The 15,201-nt window shown below is 71.1% G+C and carries 15 protein-coding genes and 2 pseudogenes; 7 read left to right on the forward strand and 10 right to left on the reverse strand.

The window, feature by feature from the left end; translation table 11 throughout:
* The first annotated feature begins 39 nt into the window (after positions 1 to 39).
* Positions 40 to 1,215 carry an LCP family protein gene (locus ACQPY0_RS03385; RefSeq protein ID WP_432984438.1) on the forward strand — a complete coding sequence of 392 codons (1,176 nt, stop codon included), beginning with the start codon at positions 40 to 42 and terminating at the stop codon, positions 1,213 to 1,215.
* An 81-nt stretch (positions 1,216 to 1,296) separates the two neighbouring features.
* Here the strand turns inward: ACQPY0_RS03385 and ACQPY0_RS03390 are convergent, their stop codons facing one another.
* The gene (locus ACQPY0_RS03390) at positions 1,297 to 2,148 is read right to left on the reverse strand and encodes an RNA polymerase sigma factor SigF (RefSeq protein WP_432994957.1); all 852 of its coding nucleotides are present in this window, start codon (positions 2,146 to 2,148) and stop codon (positions 1,297 to 1,299) included.
* 505 nt (positions 2,149 to 2,653) lie between these two features.
* On the opposite strand from ACQPY0_RS03390, the gene ACQPY0_RS03395 reads away from it, so the two are divergent.
* Positions 2,654 to 2,857: a cold-shock protein gene (locus tag ACQPY0_RS03395; RefSeq protein WP_350609970.1), complete on the forward strand. Its 204-nt coding sequence runs from the start codon at positions 2,654 to 2,656 to the stop codon at positions 2,855 to 2,857.
* A 109-nt stretch (positions 2,858 to 2,966) separates the two neighbouring features.
* On the opposite strand, the gene ACQPY0_RS03400 is transcribed toward ACQPY0_RS03395, so the two are convergent.
* From ACQPY0_RS03400 to ACQPY0_RS03415, 4 genes are all read right to left on the reverse strand, one after another.
* On the reverse strand, positions 2,967 to 3,245 hold the full coding sequence (locus ACQPY0_RS03400; RefSeq protein ID WP_432984441.1) for a hypothetical protein: 279 nt from the start codon (positions 3,243 to 3,245) through the stop codon (positions 2,967 to 2,969).
* 93 nt (positions 3,246 to 3,338) lie between these two features.
* Positions 3,339 to 3,665, reverse strand: a complete 327-nt coding sequence (locus ACQPY0_RS03405; protein WP_432984444.1) for an STAS domain-containing protein — start codon at positions 3,663 to 3,665, stop codon at positions 3,339 to 3,341.
* Entirely contained in the window at positions 3,662 to 4,012 is a 351-nt protein-coding gene (locus ACQPY0_RS03410; RefSeq protein ID WP_432984447.1) for an ATP-binding protein, read from the reverse strand. Before ACQPY0_RS03410 ends, ACQPY0_RS03405 begins: the two co-directional genes overlap by 4 nt.
* 114 nt (positions 4,013 to 4,126) lie before the next feature.
* Positions 4,127 to 4,390 (reverse strand): hypothetical protein, encoded by a 264-nt coding sequence (locus ACQPY0_RS03415; protein WP_432984450.1) that lies wholly within the window; start codon positions 4,388 to 4,390, stop codon positions 4,127 to 4,129.
* Positions 4,391 to 4,743: 353 nt separating this feature from the next.
* Between ACQPY0_RS03415 and rho the strand changes: the two are divergent.
* Positions 4,744 to 5,949 (forward strand): annotated as a pseudogene (gene rho / locus ACQPY0_RS03420) (transcription termination factor Rho); the annotation flags it as partial.
* 9 nt (positions 5,950 to 5,958) lie between these two features.
* Here the strand turns inward: rho and ACQPY0_RS03425 are convergent.
* Positions 5,959 to 6,819 (reverse strand): DUF2207 family protein, encoded by an 861-nt coding sequence (locus ACQPY0_RS03425; RefSeq protein WP_432984453.1) that lies wholly within the window; start codon positions 6,817 to 6,819, stop codon positions 5,959 to 5,961.
* A gap of 42 nt (positions 6,820 to 6,861) precedes the next feature.
* Positions 6,862 to 7,839, reverse strand: a complete 978-nt coding sequence (locus ACQPY0_RS03430; protein ID WP_432984456.1) for a zinc-binding alcohol dehydrogenase family protein — start codon at positions 7,837 to 7,839, stop codon at positions 6,862 to 6,864.
* A gap of 71 nt (positions 7,840 to 7,910) precedes the next feature.
* On the opposite strand from ACQPY0_RS03430, the gene ACQPY0_RS03435 reads away from it, so the two are divergent.
* Positions 7,911 to 8,249, forward strand: a complete 339-nt coding sequence (locus tag ACQPY0_RS03435; protein WP_432984459.1) for a winged helix-turn-helix transcriptional regulator — start codon at positions 7,911 to 7,913, stop codon at positions 8,247 to 8,249.
* The gene (locus ACQPY0_RS03440) at positions 8,246 to 8,842 is read left to right on the forward strand and encodes a class I SAM-dependent methyltransferase (protein WP_432984462.1); all 597 of its coding nucleotides are present in this window, start codon (positions 8,246 to 8,248) and stop codon (positions 8,840 to 8,842) included. Before ACQPY0_RS03435 ends, ACQPY0_RS03440 begins: the two co-directional genes overlap by 4 nt.
* On the opposite strand, the gene ACQPY0_RS03445 is transcribed toward ACQPY0_RS03440, so the two are convergent.
* Positions 8,811 to 11,243 carry a Tex family protein gene (locus ACQPY0_RS03445; protein ID WP_432984465.1) on the reverse strand — a complete coding sequence of 811 codons (2,433 nt, stop codon included), beginning with the start codon at positions 11,241 to 11,243 and terminating at the stop codon, positions 8,811 to 8,813. The two genes, ACQPY0_RS03440 and ACQPY0_RS03445, sit on opposite strands and share 32 nt — an antisense overlap.
* Before the next feature lie 143 nt (positions 11,244 to 11,386).
* On the opposite strand from ACQPY0_RS03445, the gene ACQPY0_RS03450 reads away from it, so the two are divergent.
* Positions 11,387 to 13,207 carry a sigma-70 family RNA polymerase sigma factor gene (locus tag ACQPY0_RS03450; protein WP_432984468.1) on the forward strand — a complete coding sequence of 607 codons (1,821 nt, stop codon included), beginning with the start codon at positions 11,387 to 11,389 and terminating at the stop codon, positions 13,205 to 13,207.
* Positions 13,208 to 13,209: 2 nt separating this feature from the next.
* Positions 13,210 to 13,605, forward strand: coding sequence for a hypothetical protein (locus ACQPY0_RS03455; protein ID WP_432984471.1), 396 nt, complete (start codon positions 13,210 to 13,212; stop codon positions 13,603 to 13,605).
* A gap of 124 nt (positions 13,606 to 13,729) precedes the next feature.
* On the opposite strand, the pseudogene ACQPY0_RS03460 reads toward ACQPY0_RS03455, so the two are convergent.
* A pseudogene (locus ACQPY0_RS03460) lies at positions 13,730 to 13,843 on the reverse strand (pentapeptide repeat-containing protein); the annotation flags it as partial.
* 63 nt (positions 13,844 to 13,906) lie between these two features.
* Positions 13,907 to 15,130 (reverse strand): MFS transporter, encoded by a 1,224-nt coding sequence (locus ACQPY0_RS03465; RefSeq protein WP_432984474.1) that lies wholly within the window; start codon positions 15,128 to 15,130, stop codon positions 13,907 to 13,909.
* Positions 15,131 to 15,201: the final 71 nt, after the last annotated feature.

Consider the following 15,201-nt stretch of genomic DNA (forward strand, 5'->3'; position numbering starts at 1 on the left):
TCAGTGACTGATGGTGATGGACGGTTGGGAGTGGGGGCCTTGGCGAGAGGCACGACCCAGTCGGGCGGCCGGGCCCGGGCCAAGCGCGGCCGGCGCGATCCGGCCTGGGCGCGGGCGCTGGTGATCGCCGGCGCGCTGATGATGATCGCGGCGGGCGGCACGTTCGTGGTGAAGGACGCGGTGTTCGGATACGCCACACGCAGCGTGCACAAGGAGGACCTGCTGCCCCCCGAGGACCAGGGGCGGCACGCCTCGATCAGCGGCGCGAAGAACATCCTGCTGATCGGCATCGACCCGCGGCCGAACCAGAATCCGACGGACGCGATCCGGTCCGACTCGATCCTGATTCTGCACATTCCGGCGTCGCACGACATGGCGTTCCTGATCTCGATCCCGCGGGACACGTGGGTGTCGATTCCGAAGTACGACAACGGTAAACGCACCTTCAAGGGCGGCAAGGACAAGATCAACGGTGCGTTCGCCGAGGGCGGCTACGGGCTGACCGGCAAGGACCAGCGCAAGCACGGCACGACGCTGCTGGCCGCGACCATCAAGCAGAACTGGGGCGTCACCTTCGACGCGGCCGGGATCGTGGACTTCGTCGGGTTCCAGGACGTGGTGAAGGTGCTGGGCGGCGTGGACATGTATGTCGACCAGCGCACGACCTCGGTGCACATCGGCCACGACGCGCAGGGCAACACCAAGACGCCGTTCGAGCAGCGCGACGCCCCCGGCGGCGGCACCCAGCTGATCCCGATCAAGGGCGTGACGCCGGTCGTCTACGAGGTCGGTTACCAGCACCTGGACGCGTGGCAGGCGCTGGACTTCGTCCGCCAGCGCGAGACGCTGCCCAACAGCGACTACGACCGCCAGCGCCACCAGCAGCAGTTCATCAAGGCGCTGCTGAAGAAGATCGCCAGCAAGGAGGTGCTCGGCAGCCCGGGCACGCTGAACAAGGTCCTCGACGTCGTCGGGCGCGCGATGACGATCGACACCGGGCCGTTCGGCCTGGACGACTGGATCTTCGCGATGCGCGGCATCGACGGCGACCGGCTGCTGACGCTCAAGACCAACAACGGCGGCTTCCACCAGTCCACGGAGAACCCGGGGGCCGAGGCGCTGGACCAGACCACGCTCGACCTGCTGGCGGCGGTGCGCGGCCGGACGGTGCCCGAGTTCGTGCAGAACCACCAGGGCATCGTCGGCGCGAGCTGAATCATCAGCGGGCGCCCGCCTTCCCCCCGGCGGGCGCCCGCCACCTTGGTCCCCCCACGCTCGCGGTGGTGCGTTGGTGCGTTACTCGGCCATCGCGCTCAGCTCGGTGCGCAGGGTGCGCAGCGCGGCGGCCAGCAGCCGGGAGACGTGCATCTGGGAGATGCCCAGCTCGGCGGCGATCTGCGACTGGGTGAGGTTGCCGTGGAAGCGCATCGCGATGATCTTCTGCTCCCGCACCGGCAGCTTGGCCAGCAGCGGGCGCAGGGCCTCGCGGTTCTCCACGTTCTGCATGTCCGGGTCCTCGCCACCGAGCAGGTCGCCCAGGCCGGCCGCGCCCGGCTCGCCGCCGTCGCCGGCCGGGGCGTCGAGGGAGAGGGCGCGGTACGCCTGCCCGCAGTCCAGCCCCTCGATGATCTCCTCCTCGCTGACCCCGAGCCGGCAGGCGAGGTCGGCGACGGTCGGGGAGCGGCCGAGGTCCTGGGCCAGGTCGCCGGAGACCTTGCTGATCTCCAGGCGCAGCTCCTGCAGCCGGCGCGGGACGCGCACGTCCCAGCCCTTGTCGCGGAAGTGGCGCTTGAGCTCGCCGACGATCATCGGGATCGCGTAGCTGGTGAACGCGGCCCCGCGGGACGGGTCGTAGCCGTCCACGGACTTGATCAGGCCAAGGTTGCCGACCTGGACGAGGTCGTCGAAGTGCTCGCCGCGGTTGCGAAAGCGGCGGGCGAGGTACTCGGCGAGCGGGATGTACAACTCGATCAGCCGGGCGCGGACGCGATCGCGGTCGGCACCCGCCGGGAGGTCGGCCATCAGCGAGAGCAGCGCCCGGGCCTGCGCGTCGGTGGCGCGGGTGCTGGTGCTGGCGCTTTCGCTCGTTCCCTGGGTGTTGGGGGCGGCGTCGGCGAGGACACGGTCGATGGCACGGTCGACAGAGATGGTCACGGAATTGACCCTTCTGGTGCGTTTGACCGGCTATGTGATGACGGCCGCCTGCGCGCAGACTCGTGCTGCGCCCGGGAAGAGGAAAGAGGGCATGCGCCGTCACGCCGGTCGGGAATCGCTTTCGGCACCCGTTTCTTGAGCGCCGGTGCAAGACCTGCGGGGCTCGCCGGGGGTCGATCCGCCGCTGCTGGACGGGGCCCGGACCCGAACTGTCCGTTCGGATGAGGCGAGCTGAGCTGACTGTACTAGATCCCTGCGCTGGGCGCGAGATATGGGCGTTGAAGTCGGTCTCTGTATCACCGACCGTCAAGTAGTGCAATACGCTGAGTGTCCCCGACGTTCGGGTGCGCATTTCGGTTTGACCGTCGAACGGGTCCGCATGCCGATACCGGGGCTGCGTTTTCGCAGCGCGCAAGCTACCGTTTCCACCGTGGCGTGTGCCTGATTCAACATTGATCCGTGAGGTGCGGATCGGGGCGACGTCGCTAAGGAGTTACACGTGGCATCAGGCACGGTGAAGTGGTTCAACTCGGAGAAGGGCTACGGCTTCATCTCGCAGGACAACGGTGGACCCGACGTGTTCGCGCACTACTCGGCGATCCAGGCCACCGGCTACCGCGAGCTGGCCGAGGGTCAGAAGGTCGAGTTCGAGATCACGCAGGGCCAGAAGGGGCCGCAGGCCGACAACATCCGCGCGGTCTGACACACACCCCAAGTCGTAGGCCGAGACCCGCTTCACGGCCGAAGGAGTAGCAGGCCCCCGTCCGAGGATTCGGCGGGGGCTTCGCGCTTGGTGGGACTTACCCGAAATTCTAGGCCAGGGCCGCTCGGGGCCGGGCGAAAATCTCGGGCGTGCACGACCCGGCGTAGGCGTGCCGGATCATCCCCAGTGCCCAGCCCATCCGGCCGGTGGCGCACTCGGGGTGCTCGCCGAACTCGGTCGCGACCCGGGCGACGCAGCCCTGGACGCCGATGCGGCGCAGCGTGCTCGTCACCGCGGCCCGGACGTCGCCGTCGGCCGGACGCTCGGACATCTGCAGCGTGGAGGCGAAGAGCGCTTCGGCGCGGACCGCTTCGAACGTGGACTCCATCACAACCTCCTGCTGAACTTCCCTGCTGAATCCAGCTAACTCCTGTCCGGGTGCCGAGGTGGGAACTGTTCGGTTGCCAACCGGTTATGTCTCCTACTTGGCGGAACGCTGGGGCGGCAGACCGAATTCCGACAGCACGCCGGTCAGTTCCAGCAGCCGGTACACCGTCGGGCTCGCTCCGGTGATCCGCAGGCCGCCGCCGACGTCCGTGTCGGCGGCCACCAGCACCTGCAGGCCCGTCGAGTCCATGAAGGTCACGGCGGTCAGGTCCAGGTCGACCCGCGAGGGTCGGTGTGCGTGGATCGCGTGCCGCAGCACGTTGATCAGCTCGGGGGCGCTGGTCATGTCGAGCTCGCCGGACGCGGTCACGGTGACCGCGCCGTCCGTGGTGGGGGTGGCCGTGGCGGCGAACTCGGTCATAGCAGCTTCGTGACCTTCACGAGGAGGCCGTCGCGGTCCACGTCGACGTGATCGGCGAGGGTGCGGACGACCTTGAGGGAATGTCCGGACGTGATGAGGGCGTTGACATTCTCGGAGGCCGGCTCGCCCGGGTGCGTGACTTCTATCACACATCGGAGCTCGTCGACCGTTGCGCGGACCTGAAACGCCACGCCGACCCGCACGTGAGCGATCACGTTCGCCCACGTTTCGCTGACGATGAGGCCGATGTCCGTCCGGGTCTGTTCGGCCACGCCGAGCCCGTTCAGTGCCCCGTCCAGGACGTGCCGGAGCGTGTTCATGCGATCGAGATCGCGCGGCAGATCCACGGTCAGACGAAGGTCCACAACTGCGTCATACCGCGTCGGCCGCCGCCGGAAACGTCGTCCTGGCGGTGGTGTTTCCCGCGCCGGCCGCGACCGGTTCCGAGCCCGCGGGTGATCTCAGCCGGCGAACGCGAACTCCCGCGCGGCGAGGTCCTCGTAGGCCTCGCGGACCGTCTCCAGCGCCCAGGTCATCCGGCCGGCGGCGGTCTCGGGGTGGTCGCCGAACTCGCCGGCGACCCGGGCCGCGCAGCCGTTGACGCCGTAGCGGCGCAGCGTGGTGGTGACCGCGGTGCGCACCTGCAGCGGCGACGGCTCCTGCGAGGCCTGCAGGGCGGAGGCGAAGAGGGCCTCGGCGCGAACCGTGTCGAACGTCGTGTTCATGTCAACCCCCCGGTTGGTGTGCTCCGTGACACCATCCAGGGAACCGGCGCCCAGGTGCCGGGCCAGGACCCGTTCGGGTGCCGGCCAGTAGCGCGCCACGCCAGCGCGGGGCTTGCCGACGGTTGCCGTTCGCGTTACCGTCGAGCCAGTCCCGCGGATGTCGGCACTCGGCCGCCCGGGGACCCTTCGCCCACGCGTGTCACGCTCTCGCGCAGGAAGCCAGGCGGCCACTGCACACGCGCAGCGCAATCCGGTTCACCGGCCCCACACGCGTAGCTGGAGATCTCAACCTCCTCTTCCCACACGGCCGAACAGTCCTTAGGAGGACGCATATGGCCCCAACTAACACGTTGGAACGCACCACCAAGCAGAACCCCACCGGCCAGGGTCAAGGCCGGCGTCGCACCCGCTCCTCGCAGCGCAACCGCGACCACAGCCGCCCGGCCAACCAGCCCCAGCCGCCCACCCCGGGCGAGGCGCGCGACGTCGCCGGCATCGTCGACGTTCACCGCGACAAGATGATCCTCCGGGTCGACAGCTACCTGCCCGGCCCCGACGACGTCGCGATCCCCGCCGCCATGGTCCGCAAATACGGGCTGCGCCACGGCGACGCGCTCACCGGCAGTGCCAACGGTGGCACCCTCACCCGCCTGGACGCCGTCCACGGCAGCGACCCCGAGTGGGCCCGCAACCGTCCCGAGTTCAGCAAGCTCACCGCCCTGTTCCCGCAGGAGCGACTGCGCCTGGAGGCCGGGCCGCGCCAGCTCACCGCCCGCCTGATCGACCTGGTCATGCCCATCGGCAAGGGTCAGCGCGCGCTGATCGTGTCGCCCCCGAAGGCCGGCAAGACGATGGTGCTGCAGGCGATCGCCAACTCCATCGCCCGCAACAACCCCGAGTGCCACCTCATGGTACTGCTCGTCGACGAGCGGCCCGAGGAGGTCACCGAGATGCAGCGCTCGGTCCAGGGCGAGGTCATCGCCTCGACCTTCGACCGCCCGGCGTCCGAGCACACCGGCATCGCCGAGCTCGCTGTCGAGCGCGCCAAGCGCCTCGTCGAGCTGGGCCACGACGTGGTCCTGCTGCTCGACTCGATCACCCGGCTCGGCCGGGCCTACAACAACTCGGCCCCGGCTTCCGGACGCATCCTCACCGGCGGCATCGACGCCAACGCGCTGTACCCGCCGAAGCGTCTCCTCGGCGCGGCCCGCAACATCGAGAACGGTGGCTCGCTGACGATCATCGCGACCGCGCTCGTGGAGACCGGCTCCACCGGCGACACCGTGATCTTCGAGGAGTTCAAGGGCACCGGCAACGCGGAGCTCAAGCTCGACCGCAGGCTCGCCGACCGCCGCGTCTATCCGGCGATCGACATCGACGCCTCGAGCACCCGCCGCGACGACGTCATCCTGCACCCGGACGAGCTGCTCGCCGTCCAGCGGCTGCGCAAGGCCCTCGGCGCCTCCGGTCAGCCGGCGACGGAACAGCTGCTGGAGCGCCTCGCCAAGACGCAGTCCAACGCGGAGTTCCTCACCCTCCTGCTGCGCGGCCAGGCCTGAGCGGGCCGCTCAGAGCGAGACCCGCGAGCGCATGAGGGCCTCCTCGGTCGGCAGCACCCCCAGCGCGGAGGCGAACGCCATGTCTCGCCCCCACGAGGCGACGTCGGCCGGGGCGAGATCGGCGACGCCCTCGACGGCGACAAGGTGGGCGCGGTAGGCCAGCCAGCCGGCCGCGACCCGCGTGCCTTCCGGCGTGTTCTGGTCGCTCCAGCGCAGCTCGACCACGAGGAGCATGGCCAGGAAGACCGCGCTCGCGGCCATGAGTGAGCCGGTGACCTGGTCGGCCAGGTTGGCGTTGAGCTTGAACGCCGCCCACATCCAGGTCGCGAACATGAAGCCGGACGGGACGACCGCCGCGCCGAGCAGCGTGCGGCGGGTCGGCCGGGACAGCCGGCGCTGGGACAGGCCGCGGTTGCGGGCCTCCTCGATCACCGCCCGGTAGAAGGTGCCCCGCCAGCGGCGCGCCTCCGTCCAGCTGCGAAACGCGAGGTTGGTCAGCGACGCCTCGCCGCCCGACGACAACTGGTTCACCCGATCGAGGACCTGCTGCTCGTAGGCCGTGAGGCTGCGCCCGTCGCCCTTGCGCAGCCGGACGGTCGTCTCGTGCGGATCGTCGCCCGGCTGCCGCAGCTCCAGGAAGCCGCGGGCGGCCAGGTCCAGCAGCGTGCTGTCGATCGCGTCCTCGTTGGCGCGCCAGCGGTTCACCATCAGGCTGACCACCGCCGGCGGCTCTTCGCCCGCGGGGGCGGCCACCGCCGGGCCGGCCTCGGGCAGCCGCGGGCGGGAGCGCCAGAGCGCGGCGACCGTGAGCAGGACCCACACGGCCAGCGTGACGGGCACGCTGAACTGCAGGAACGGGGGCCAGTCCACGGGAACCTCCGGGCGGGGCAGCGATCGGGGCGTGCAACTACCCTAGACTGTCCCGCCCAGGACAACCTTTCCAGTCATGTGTCCGTTTTCTACAGTTTCGTGGGCCTTGCGCAGATGCTCGGCGTCGATCTTCCCGAGGTGCGCGGTCGCGGTGTGACGGACCCGCCCCGCGTCCACGAGCTCGGCGGTGCGCTCGAGCAGGTCGTGCTGGGCGAGCAGATCGGGCGTGGAGTACAGCGGCCGGGTGAACATCAGCTCCCAGTGGAACGAGATGCTCTTGCTCTTCAGCGGCAGCAGGTCGAGGCCGGGCGGCTCGTCGATCGCCGTGATCTGCCCGCCCGGGCGCAGGACGCGGGCGTACTGCTCGATCTTGCCGGCGGTGAACGGCGAGAAGATGTAGTCGACCCCATCGGGCAACTCGTCGTGCCCGACCACCTCGTGCGCGCCGAGGTCCAGCGCCCATCGCCGCGAGTCCGGCCGCGACGCGGTGCCGACGACGGTGAGCCCGGTCAGCACCCGCGCCAGCTGGATCAGCATCGAGCCGACCCCGCCCGCCGCCCCCATCACCAGCAGCGTGCCGGTGCTGTCCGGGCCGAGCCGGAACCGGTCGAAGAGCGTCTCCCACGCCGTGATCGTGGTCAGCGGCAGCGCGGCCGCCTCGGCGAAGCCCAGCGAGGCCGGCTTGCGCCCGGCGATGCGCTCGTCGACCAGGTGCAGGCGCTGGTTGGAGCCGGGCCGGTCGATGGAGCCGGCGTAGTACACCTCATCGCCGGGCGAGAACAGCGTGACCTCGCCCCCGACCGCCTCGACCACGCCGGCCGCGTCGAAGCCGAGCACCCGCGCCTTCCCGCCCGGGTCCGCGCCGGCCCGCAGCTTCACGTCGGCCGGGTTCACCGACACCGCCTCGACCCGCACCAGCAGGTCGTGCGGCCCCGGCTCCGGCACCGGCAGTTCGAGGTCCTCGAGGACGGCCGGGCCGCCCGCCGTCCGATACCCGACAGCTCGCATGTTCCGCTTCATGACCCCGACGCTATTGCGGCGCCCGTGGTTACCCGCAAGGGTTATTAGTACCCTTCGGATACCATGAGAACGTGCGTGCCGACGACGTCTACGCCGCCTGCTGCCCCTGCCGCGACATGCTGGACCTGCTGGCGAACAAGTGGAGCGCACTCGCCCTGGGCGCGCTGGAGCCGGGGCCGCGGCGCTTCGGCGAGCTGCGCGCGCGGCTGCAGGGCGTGAGCCCAAAGGTCCTGACGGCCACCCTGCGCCGCCTGGAGGAGCACGGACTGGTCACCCGCACGGTCTTCGCCGAGGTGCCCCCGCGGGTCGAGTACTCGCTGACCGACCTCGGCCGCGACGCCAACGGCCCCCTCGCCCTGCTGCGCGCCTGGGTCGAGGCCAACATCGCCCGATTCCCGGTCAAGCCGTGAAACTGCCGTTCCTGCCCGAAATTGCCCTCGACCTCGCCCCCGAGCACGTGCGGCTGTTCGACGCCACCGGGGGATACCGCAGTGACACCCCGCCGCCGTTCTGGTCCTTCGCGTGGCCCGGGGGACTGGCGCTCGCCCGATATCTGATCGACCATCCGGCGGCGGTCCGCGGGCGCACCGTGGCCGATCTGGGCGCCGGTTCGGGTCTGGTCGGGATCGCGGCCGCGCTGGCCGGAGCCGAGCGGGTGACCGCCGTCGACACCGACCCGGCCGCGCTCGGCGCCGCGCGGCGAAACGCCGCCGCCAACGGGGTTTCGGTGGACACTTCGGACAGACTGCCCGCGGTGGACGTCATCGTCGCCGGGGACGTCTTCTACTCGGCGCCGGTCGCGGCGGCGGCCCTGAAGTCGCTGCGCCGGGCCCGGATCGCCGCGCTCGTCGGGGATCCCGGGCGCGGCTTCCTGCCGGAGCGGCTGTTCGAGGAGCTGGCCGTGTACGACGTCCCCGTCCGCCGGGTGTTGGAGGACGGGGACGTCATGCGCACCAGGATCTGGCGCCTGGTTACTTCCGGCGCGGCTTCTGCTGGTCCTTGAGCGCGTCCAGGCCCTTGTCCAGCCCGGCTCGGCGCAGCGCGTCGGCCAGCGCCCCGCCCCCGGTGAACGGGGCGTCCCGGTCCCGGTCCCGGCCGCCGGAGCGTCCGCCGCCACCGCCGCCACCGCCGCCGCCACCGCCTCCGCCTCCGCCGCGCGGACGATCGCCGCGGGGGCGTCCTCCGCCACCTCCGCCACCGCCGCCGTTCTCGCGCGGGGCCGGCTTGGTCGCCTCGTCCTCCAGGCGCAGGGTCAGCGAGATGCGCTTGCGCGGGATGTCCACGTCCAGGACCTTCACCCGGACGATGTCGCCGGGCTTGACCACCTCGCGCGGGTCCTTCACGAACGTGCGCGACAGGGCCGAGACGTGGACCAGGCCGTCCTGGTGCACGCCCACGTCGACGAACGCGCCGAACGCGGCCACGTTGGTGACCACGCCCTCCAGCAGCATGCCCGGGGTCAGGTCCGAGATCTTCTCGACGCCCTCGGCGAACTCGGCGGTCTTGAAGGCCGGGCGCGGGTCGCGGCCGGGCTTCTCCAGCTCCTTGAGGATGTCGGTGACGGTCGGCAGGCCGAACGTGTCGTCGACGAAGTCCGCGGGCTTGAGCCGGCCCAGCGCCGTGCCGTTGCCGATCAGCGTCTTGATGTCCCCGCCGGTCGCGGAAAGGATGCGCCGCACCACCGGATACGCCTCCGGGTGCACCGAGGAGGAGTCCAGCGGGTCGTCGCCGCCCGGGATGCGCAGGAAGCCCGCGCACTGCTCGAACGCCTTCGGGCCGAGGCGGGCCACGTCCTTGAGCGCCCGGCGGTTGCGGAACGGGCCGTTGGCGTCGCGGTGCGCCACGATCGCGTCGGCCAGGCTGGAGCCGATGCCGGAGACCCGGGTCAGCAGCGGGGCGGACGCGGTGTTGACGTCGACGCCCACGCCGTTGACGCAGTCCTCGACGACCGCGTCCAGCGAACGGCTCAGCTTCGACTCGGACAGGTCGTGCTGGTACTGCCCGACGCCGATCGACTTCGGATCGATCTTGACCAGCTCCGCGAGGGGGTCCTGCAGCCGCCGGGCGATCGAGACCGCGCCGCGCAGCGACACGTCCAGGCCCGGCAGCTCCTGGGAGGCGTAGGCGGAGGCGGAGTACACCGACGCGCCCGCCTCCGACACCATCACCTTCACGACGCTGAGCTGCGGGAACTGCTTGACCAGGTCGGCGGCGAGCTTGTCGGTCTCGCGCGAGGCGGTGCCGTTGCCGATCGCGATGAGCTCGACCTTGTGCTTCTGGCACAGCGCGGCCAGGATCGCGATCGACTCCTGCCACTTGTTCTGCGGCACGTGCGGGTAGATCGTGTGGGTGTCGACGACCTTGCCGGTGGCATCGACGACCGCGACCTTCACGCCGGTGCGGAAGCCCGGGTCGAGGCCCATCGTGGCGCGGGTGCCGGCCGGCGCGGCGAGCAGCAGGTCGCGCAGGTTGGTGGCGAAGACCCGCACCGCCTCCTCCTCGGCCGCCTGCCACAGCCGCATCCGCAGGTCGATGCCGAGGTGCACCAGGATGCGGGTGCGCCAGGCCCAGCGCACGGTGTCGTTCAACCACTTGTCGCCCGGGCGGCCCGCGTCGCGGATGCCGACCTTCGAGGCGATCGTGGGCTCGTAGAGCGACGGCGCCTCCGGATCGGCCGAGGGCTCCATCACCAGGTCCAGCATCTCCTCCTTCTCCCCGCGGAACATCGCGAGGATGCGGTGGGAGGGCAGCTTGGTGTACGGCTCGGAGAAGTCGAAGTAGTCGGAGAACTTGGCCCCGTCGGTCTCCTTGCCCTCACGGACCTTGGAGACCAGCCGGCCCTGCCCCCACATCCTCTCGCGCAGCTCGCCGATGAGGTCCGCGTCCTCGGAGAAGCGCTCGACGAGGATCGCCCGCGCGCCCTCCAGCGCCGCGGCGGCATCGGCCACGCCCTTCTCGGGGTCGACGAAGACGGCGGCGGCCGTCTGCGGGTCGACGGTGGGGTCGGCGAGCAGCCCGTCGGCGAGCGGCTCCAGCCCGGCCTCGCGGGCGATCTGCGCCTTGGTGCGCCGCTTGGGCTTGTACGGCAGGTAGATGTCCTCCAGCCGGGCCTTCGAGTCCGCGGCCATGATCTGCGCCTCGAGCGCCTCGTCGAGCTTGCCCTGGCTGCGGATCGACTCGAGGATCGCGGCGCGCCGCTCCTCCATCTCGCGCAGGTATCGCAGGCGCTCCTCCAGCGTGCGCAGCTGGGCGTCGTCGAGCATCTCGGTCGCCTCTTTGCGATACCGGGCGATGAAGGGAACCGTGGCCCCGCCGTCGAGCAGGTCGACCGCGGCGGCCACCTGCCGCTCGCGGACACCGAGCTCCTCGGCGATGCGCTGGTGAATCGAGGTCGTCACGAGCATGCATTCTGCCCCACCAGCCCCGTTCGCACCCAGTAGCCACAGCTCGAACGCCGGAATGGGTTCGTCACGAAAAGTAGTTTTCGGCGAAGTGTTATTGACCCTGGGCCACCGCGTCTCCTGAATAGGTTCGACAGGAGGCGCTGATGAGCACGGCCACGGTGATCGCGGCCCGGGGCGGCGACCAGCGGGCACTCGATGCCCTGGTCGGCGAGTACCTGCCGCTGATCTACAACATCGTCGGGCGCGCGCTGCAGGGGCACGCGGACGTCGACGACGTCGTGCAGGAGACGATGCTGCGCATCGTCGACGGGCTGCCGCGCCTGCGCGAGCCCGACAGCTTCCGGTCGTGGGCGGTGGCGATCGCGATGTCGCAGGTACGCGACCGGCACCGTCGCCAGACCCAGGCGCCCCTGGTCGGGGACTGGGCCGACCCGACCGACACCGCCGACCCCGGCGCCGACTTCGCCGACCTGGCGATCACCCGGCTGCGCCTGTCCGGCCAGCGCCAGGAGGTTGCCGAGGCGACCCGCTGGCTCGATCACGACGACCGCGAGCTGTTGTCGCTGTGGTGGCTGGAGGCGGCCGGGCAGCTCGACCGCGACGAGGTCGTCGAGGCGCTGCACCTGACCCGCCAGCACGCGGCCGTGCGCATCCAGCGGATGAAGGCCCAGCTGGATGCGGCCCGGGCGGTCGTACGGGCCCTGGCGGCCCGGCCCCGCTGCCCGGAGCTCAGCGCGGTGCTGCACAGCTGGGACGGCCGCCCGAGCGCGCTGTGGCGCAAGCGGCTCGCCCGGCACACCCGCGAGTGCCGGCAGTGCGACCGGGCCTGGTCGGACATGGTCGCCGCCGAGCGGCTGCTGGCCGGCGTCGCGCTGGTCCCGGTCCCGTTCGTCTTCAGCGCACTGGCCTCTGGTTCTTTGACCACGGCCACCACGGCCACCGCGGTCACCACCAAAGCCGGCGGTTTGAAGGCCATGTTCTTCGGGTGGTTCGCGGCCGCCAAGCCGGCGTTGGTCGGGGTTGCGGCGACGGTCGCCATTGCCGGTACTGCCGGAGCTGTCTACATCGCCACACAGGGGGACGAGCAGCCGGCGGTCGTGGCGGCGGCCCCTTCCGAGTCGCTCTCGGAGGCGGCGGTGGCGAGCGCGGCCCCGCCCAGCCCGGTGCCCAGCAGCGCCCCGCCGAGCCCGACCCCGGCGAAGACCACGGTCGCGGCCGCGCCGCCGCCGACGAAGAGCGCGAAGAAGGGCGTCAGCACCAACGACAAGTTCGGCTCGAACAACGCCCCGGCGATCAAGGACGTCAAGGCCGGCTGGTACTACGACTGGTCCCCGAACCCGGTAGCCAGCGTCTCCGGCGTCGAGTTCGTCCCGATGATCTGGGGCGGCGGCAACGTCTCCGCGGACCTGGCCAAGGCGAAGGCGAACGGCAAGGTGCTGCTCGCGTTCAACGAGCCGGACCTCAAGGAACAGTCGAACATGACCCCGCAGCAGGCCCTCGACCTGTGGCCGCAGCTGCAGGCGACCGGCCTGCGGCTGGGCAGCCCGGCCCCGGCCTACGGCGCGGACACCCCCGGCGGCTGGTTCGACCAGTTCATGACCGGCGTGAAGGAGCACGGCTACCGGGTCGACTTCATCACGCTGCACTGGTACGGCGGCGACTTCGGCCCCAATGCCGCAAACCAGCTCAAGACCTACATCCAGAACGTGTACAACCGCTATCACCTGCCCATCTGGCTGACCGAGTACGCGCTGATGCGCTTCGACAACGGCGTCGTCTACCCGACGACGGATCAGCAGGTCGCGTTCGTCAACAGCTCCACCGCCATGCTGCAGGGGCTGTCCTACGTCGAGCGCTACAGCTGGTTCCTGCTCTACACCAGCAAGTCCGGCGACACCGGCCTCTACAGCAACGGCACCACCCCGACCCAGGTGGGCGCCGCCTATCGAGCCGCAGGAGGATGACCATGGACGCGAGATCGGGTGGAGCCGCCACGCTCCTGTCCGCCCTGAACGAGGCGTGTGAAGACTTCCAGCGGTACGGCCAGCAGATTGCCGCCATCCACGACGCCGTGCACTGGGAGCTCATCGGCCGCATCGGCCGGGTCGGCCCCGGCGAGTCGCCCTTCGCGCTCGTCGGGGTCGTGCTGCGCTACGAGCGAACAACCGTCGATCTGGGCGTGGACCTGTGGGTGCGGGAGGGCGCGTTCGAGGTGAGCGGCTACGTGACCATCGACGGCCGCCGCATGCTGATCGACCTGCCGGACGTGCTGACCTCGGACGTCGACGAGGCGATCGCGGCGCTGCGGGAGTACACCCGCCGCCTGTGCGCCCACCGCGACGTCCTGGAAGAGGTCGCCTAAGGTGTAATCGTCCGGTGGCGCAGAGTGTCGTCAAGATCATCCGATTTGGATGGGTCGGGTACGGTGGATTAAGCGGCACGCCCACCGGCCGAGGTCCGTGCCGCCAGGGTGGTTGCGCGAGTCCTCACGTGAGGTTCGCGTTCCTGAGGTTCGCGTTGTTGAGGTTCCCGCGCTGGGGTTTGCGTCTGGAGTTTGCGTTGCTGGGGTTTGCGTCCCTCAGGTTTGCGTTGCTGGGGTTCGCGTTCCTGAGGTTTGCGTTCCTGAGGTTTGCGTTGCTGGCGGGTGGCGTGGCTCGAGTCGATCAGCCGGGGTGGCCGTGGTGGGCCATGCCGCCGAGCGGGGCGGTGACCGCGGCGCGGGCGCGGAGGCGTATGAACAGCGCGACCGTGCCCAGGGCCGCCGTCGCGACCCCGCACGCCACCAGCGTCGTCGCGGGGCCGGCGGCCTGGACCAGCGGGGCGCCCAGCAGCGTGCCCAGCGGCGTGGACACGACGAGCACCGCGCCGCGGGCGGCCAGGACCGGGGGCAGGCGTTCGGCGGGGACGGCGCGCTGGACGAGGGAGACGCTCGCGGTCGGGTACGGGGCCCAGGCCAGGCCGGCCAGGGCCAGGGTCAGCAGGTCGGCCCAGCGCGGCAGGCCCAGGCCCAGGGGCGTGAGCAGCAGGCCGAACGCGAGGACGGAGCCGATCGCGGCCGGCCAGAGGGGCAGGTGCGGAAGGTGGCCCGTGGCGATGGCGCCGACGACGGCGCCGACGCCGAAGGCCGCGTAGAGCAGGCTGACGTCCTGTGCTGAGGACGCGAACAGCGGCACGGCCACCGGGATCGGGCCGAAGAGCAGGAAGAACCAGAACGACAGCACCATGAGGCCGAAGAGGTGCCGGTCGCGGCGGATCGCGGCGAAGCCGGCCGTGCGGTGGGCCCGGCGCGGCAGCGGGGCCCGCGTGCGGAGCAGGGCGAACGAGACGGCCAGGATCGCGAACGTGGCCGCGTCGACGGCCAGGACCGCGGCGGCGCCGAGCCAGGCGATGAGCAGGCCGGCGAGCATCGGGCCGGCCACCGTCGAGGCCTCGGTGAGCACCGTGAGCAGGGCGTTCGCCGGCAGGTGCAGCTCGGTGGGCAGGACCTGGGCGACCAGGGTGTACCGGCCCGCGGACCCCCACGCCGAGAGCAGGGCCGAGCAGGCGAGCAGGGCCGCGTATCGGCCGATCGTGAGCGCGTCGAGCCAGACCAGGATCGGCACCGCGCCCAGGCAGACCGCGCGCAGGGCGGCGTCCAGCGCGGCCAGGTGCGCCCCGCCGCGGCCGTGCAGCAGCGGGGCCAGCACCACCGCGCCCACCGCGCCCGGCAGCGTGTACGCCGCGACCGTGAGGCCCACCCACAGTGCCCGCTGCTCGTGCGGCGCGTACTGCACCGCGAGCCACCCGATCGCGACCGCGCTCATCCCATCGCCGAGCGCGGAGAGCGCGAGCCCGGGCAGCACCCGGCCGAACACCCGGTCCCGAACCACCGGCCAATAGGGGGACATCGATTGATTCTGTCCCATGCGCTGCGCGGGGTCGACAACTGCGTAACCCACGCCACAGCGCGAAGCGGACC

The sequence above is a fragment of the Dactylosporangium sp. CA-233914 genome (assembly GCF_050942935.1).
In the GTDB taxonomy this organism is placed as follows: domain Bacteria; phylum Actinomycetota; class Actinomycetes; order Mycobacteriales; family Micromonosporaceae; genus Dactylosporangium.

Bases quoted from the DNA above. Each gene is read 5' to 3' on its own strand.
- ACQPY0_RS03405 (WP_432984444.1), bottom strand. From the start codon at position 3,665: ATGACCGAGTTCGCCGCCACGGCCACCCCCACCACGGACGGCGCGGTC.
- ACQPY0_RS03455 (WP_432984471.1), top strand. From the start codon at position 13,210: ATGGACGCGAGATCGGGTGGAGCCGCCACGCTCCTGTCCGCCCTGAAC.
- ACQPY0_RS03415 (WP_432984450.1), bottom strand. From the start codon at position 4,390: ATGAACACGACGTTCGACACGGTTCGCGCCGAGGCCCTCTTCGCCTCC.
- ACQPY0_RS03430 (WP_432984456.1), bottom strand. From the start codon at position 7,839: ATGAAGCGGAACATGCGAGCTGTCGGGTATCGGACGGCGGGCGGCCCG.
- ACQPY0_RS03465 (WP_432984474.1), bottom strand. From the start codon at position 15,130: ATGTCCCCCTATTGGCCGGTGGTTCGGGACCGGGTGTTCGGCCGGGTG.
- ACQPY0_RS03400 (WP_432984441.1), bottom strand. From the start codon at position 3,245: ATGGAGTCCACGTTCGAAGCGGTCCGCGCCGAAGCGCTCTTCGCCTCC.
- ACQPY0_RS03445 (WP_432984465.1), bottom strand. From the start codon at position 11,243: ATGCTCGTGACGACCTCGATTCACCAGCGCATCGCCGAGGAGCTCGGT.
- ACQPY0_RS03450 (WP_432984468.1), top strand. From the start codon at position 11,387: ATGAGCACGGCCACGGTGATCGCGGCCCGGGGCGGCGACCAGCGGGCA.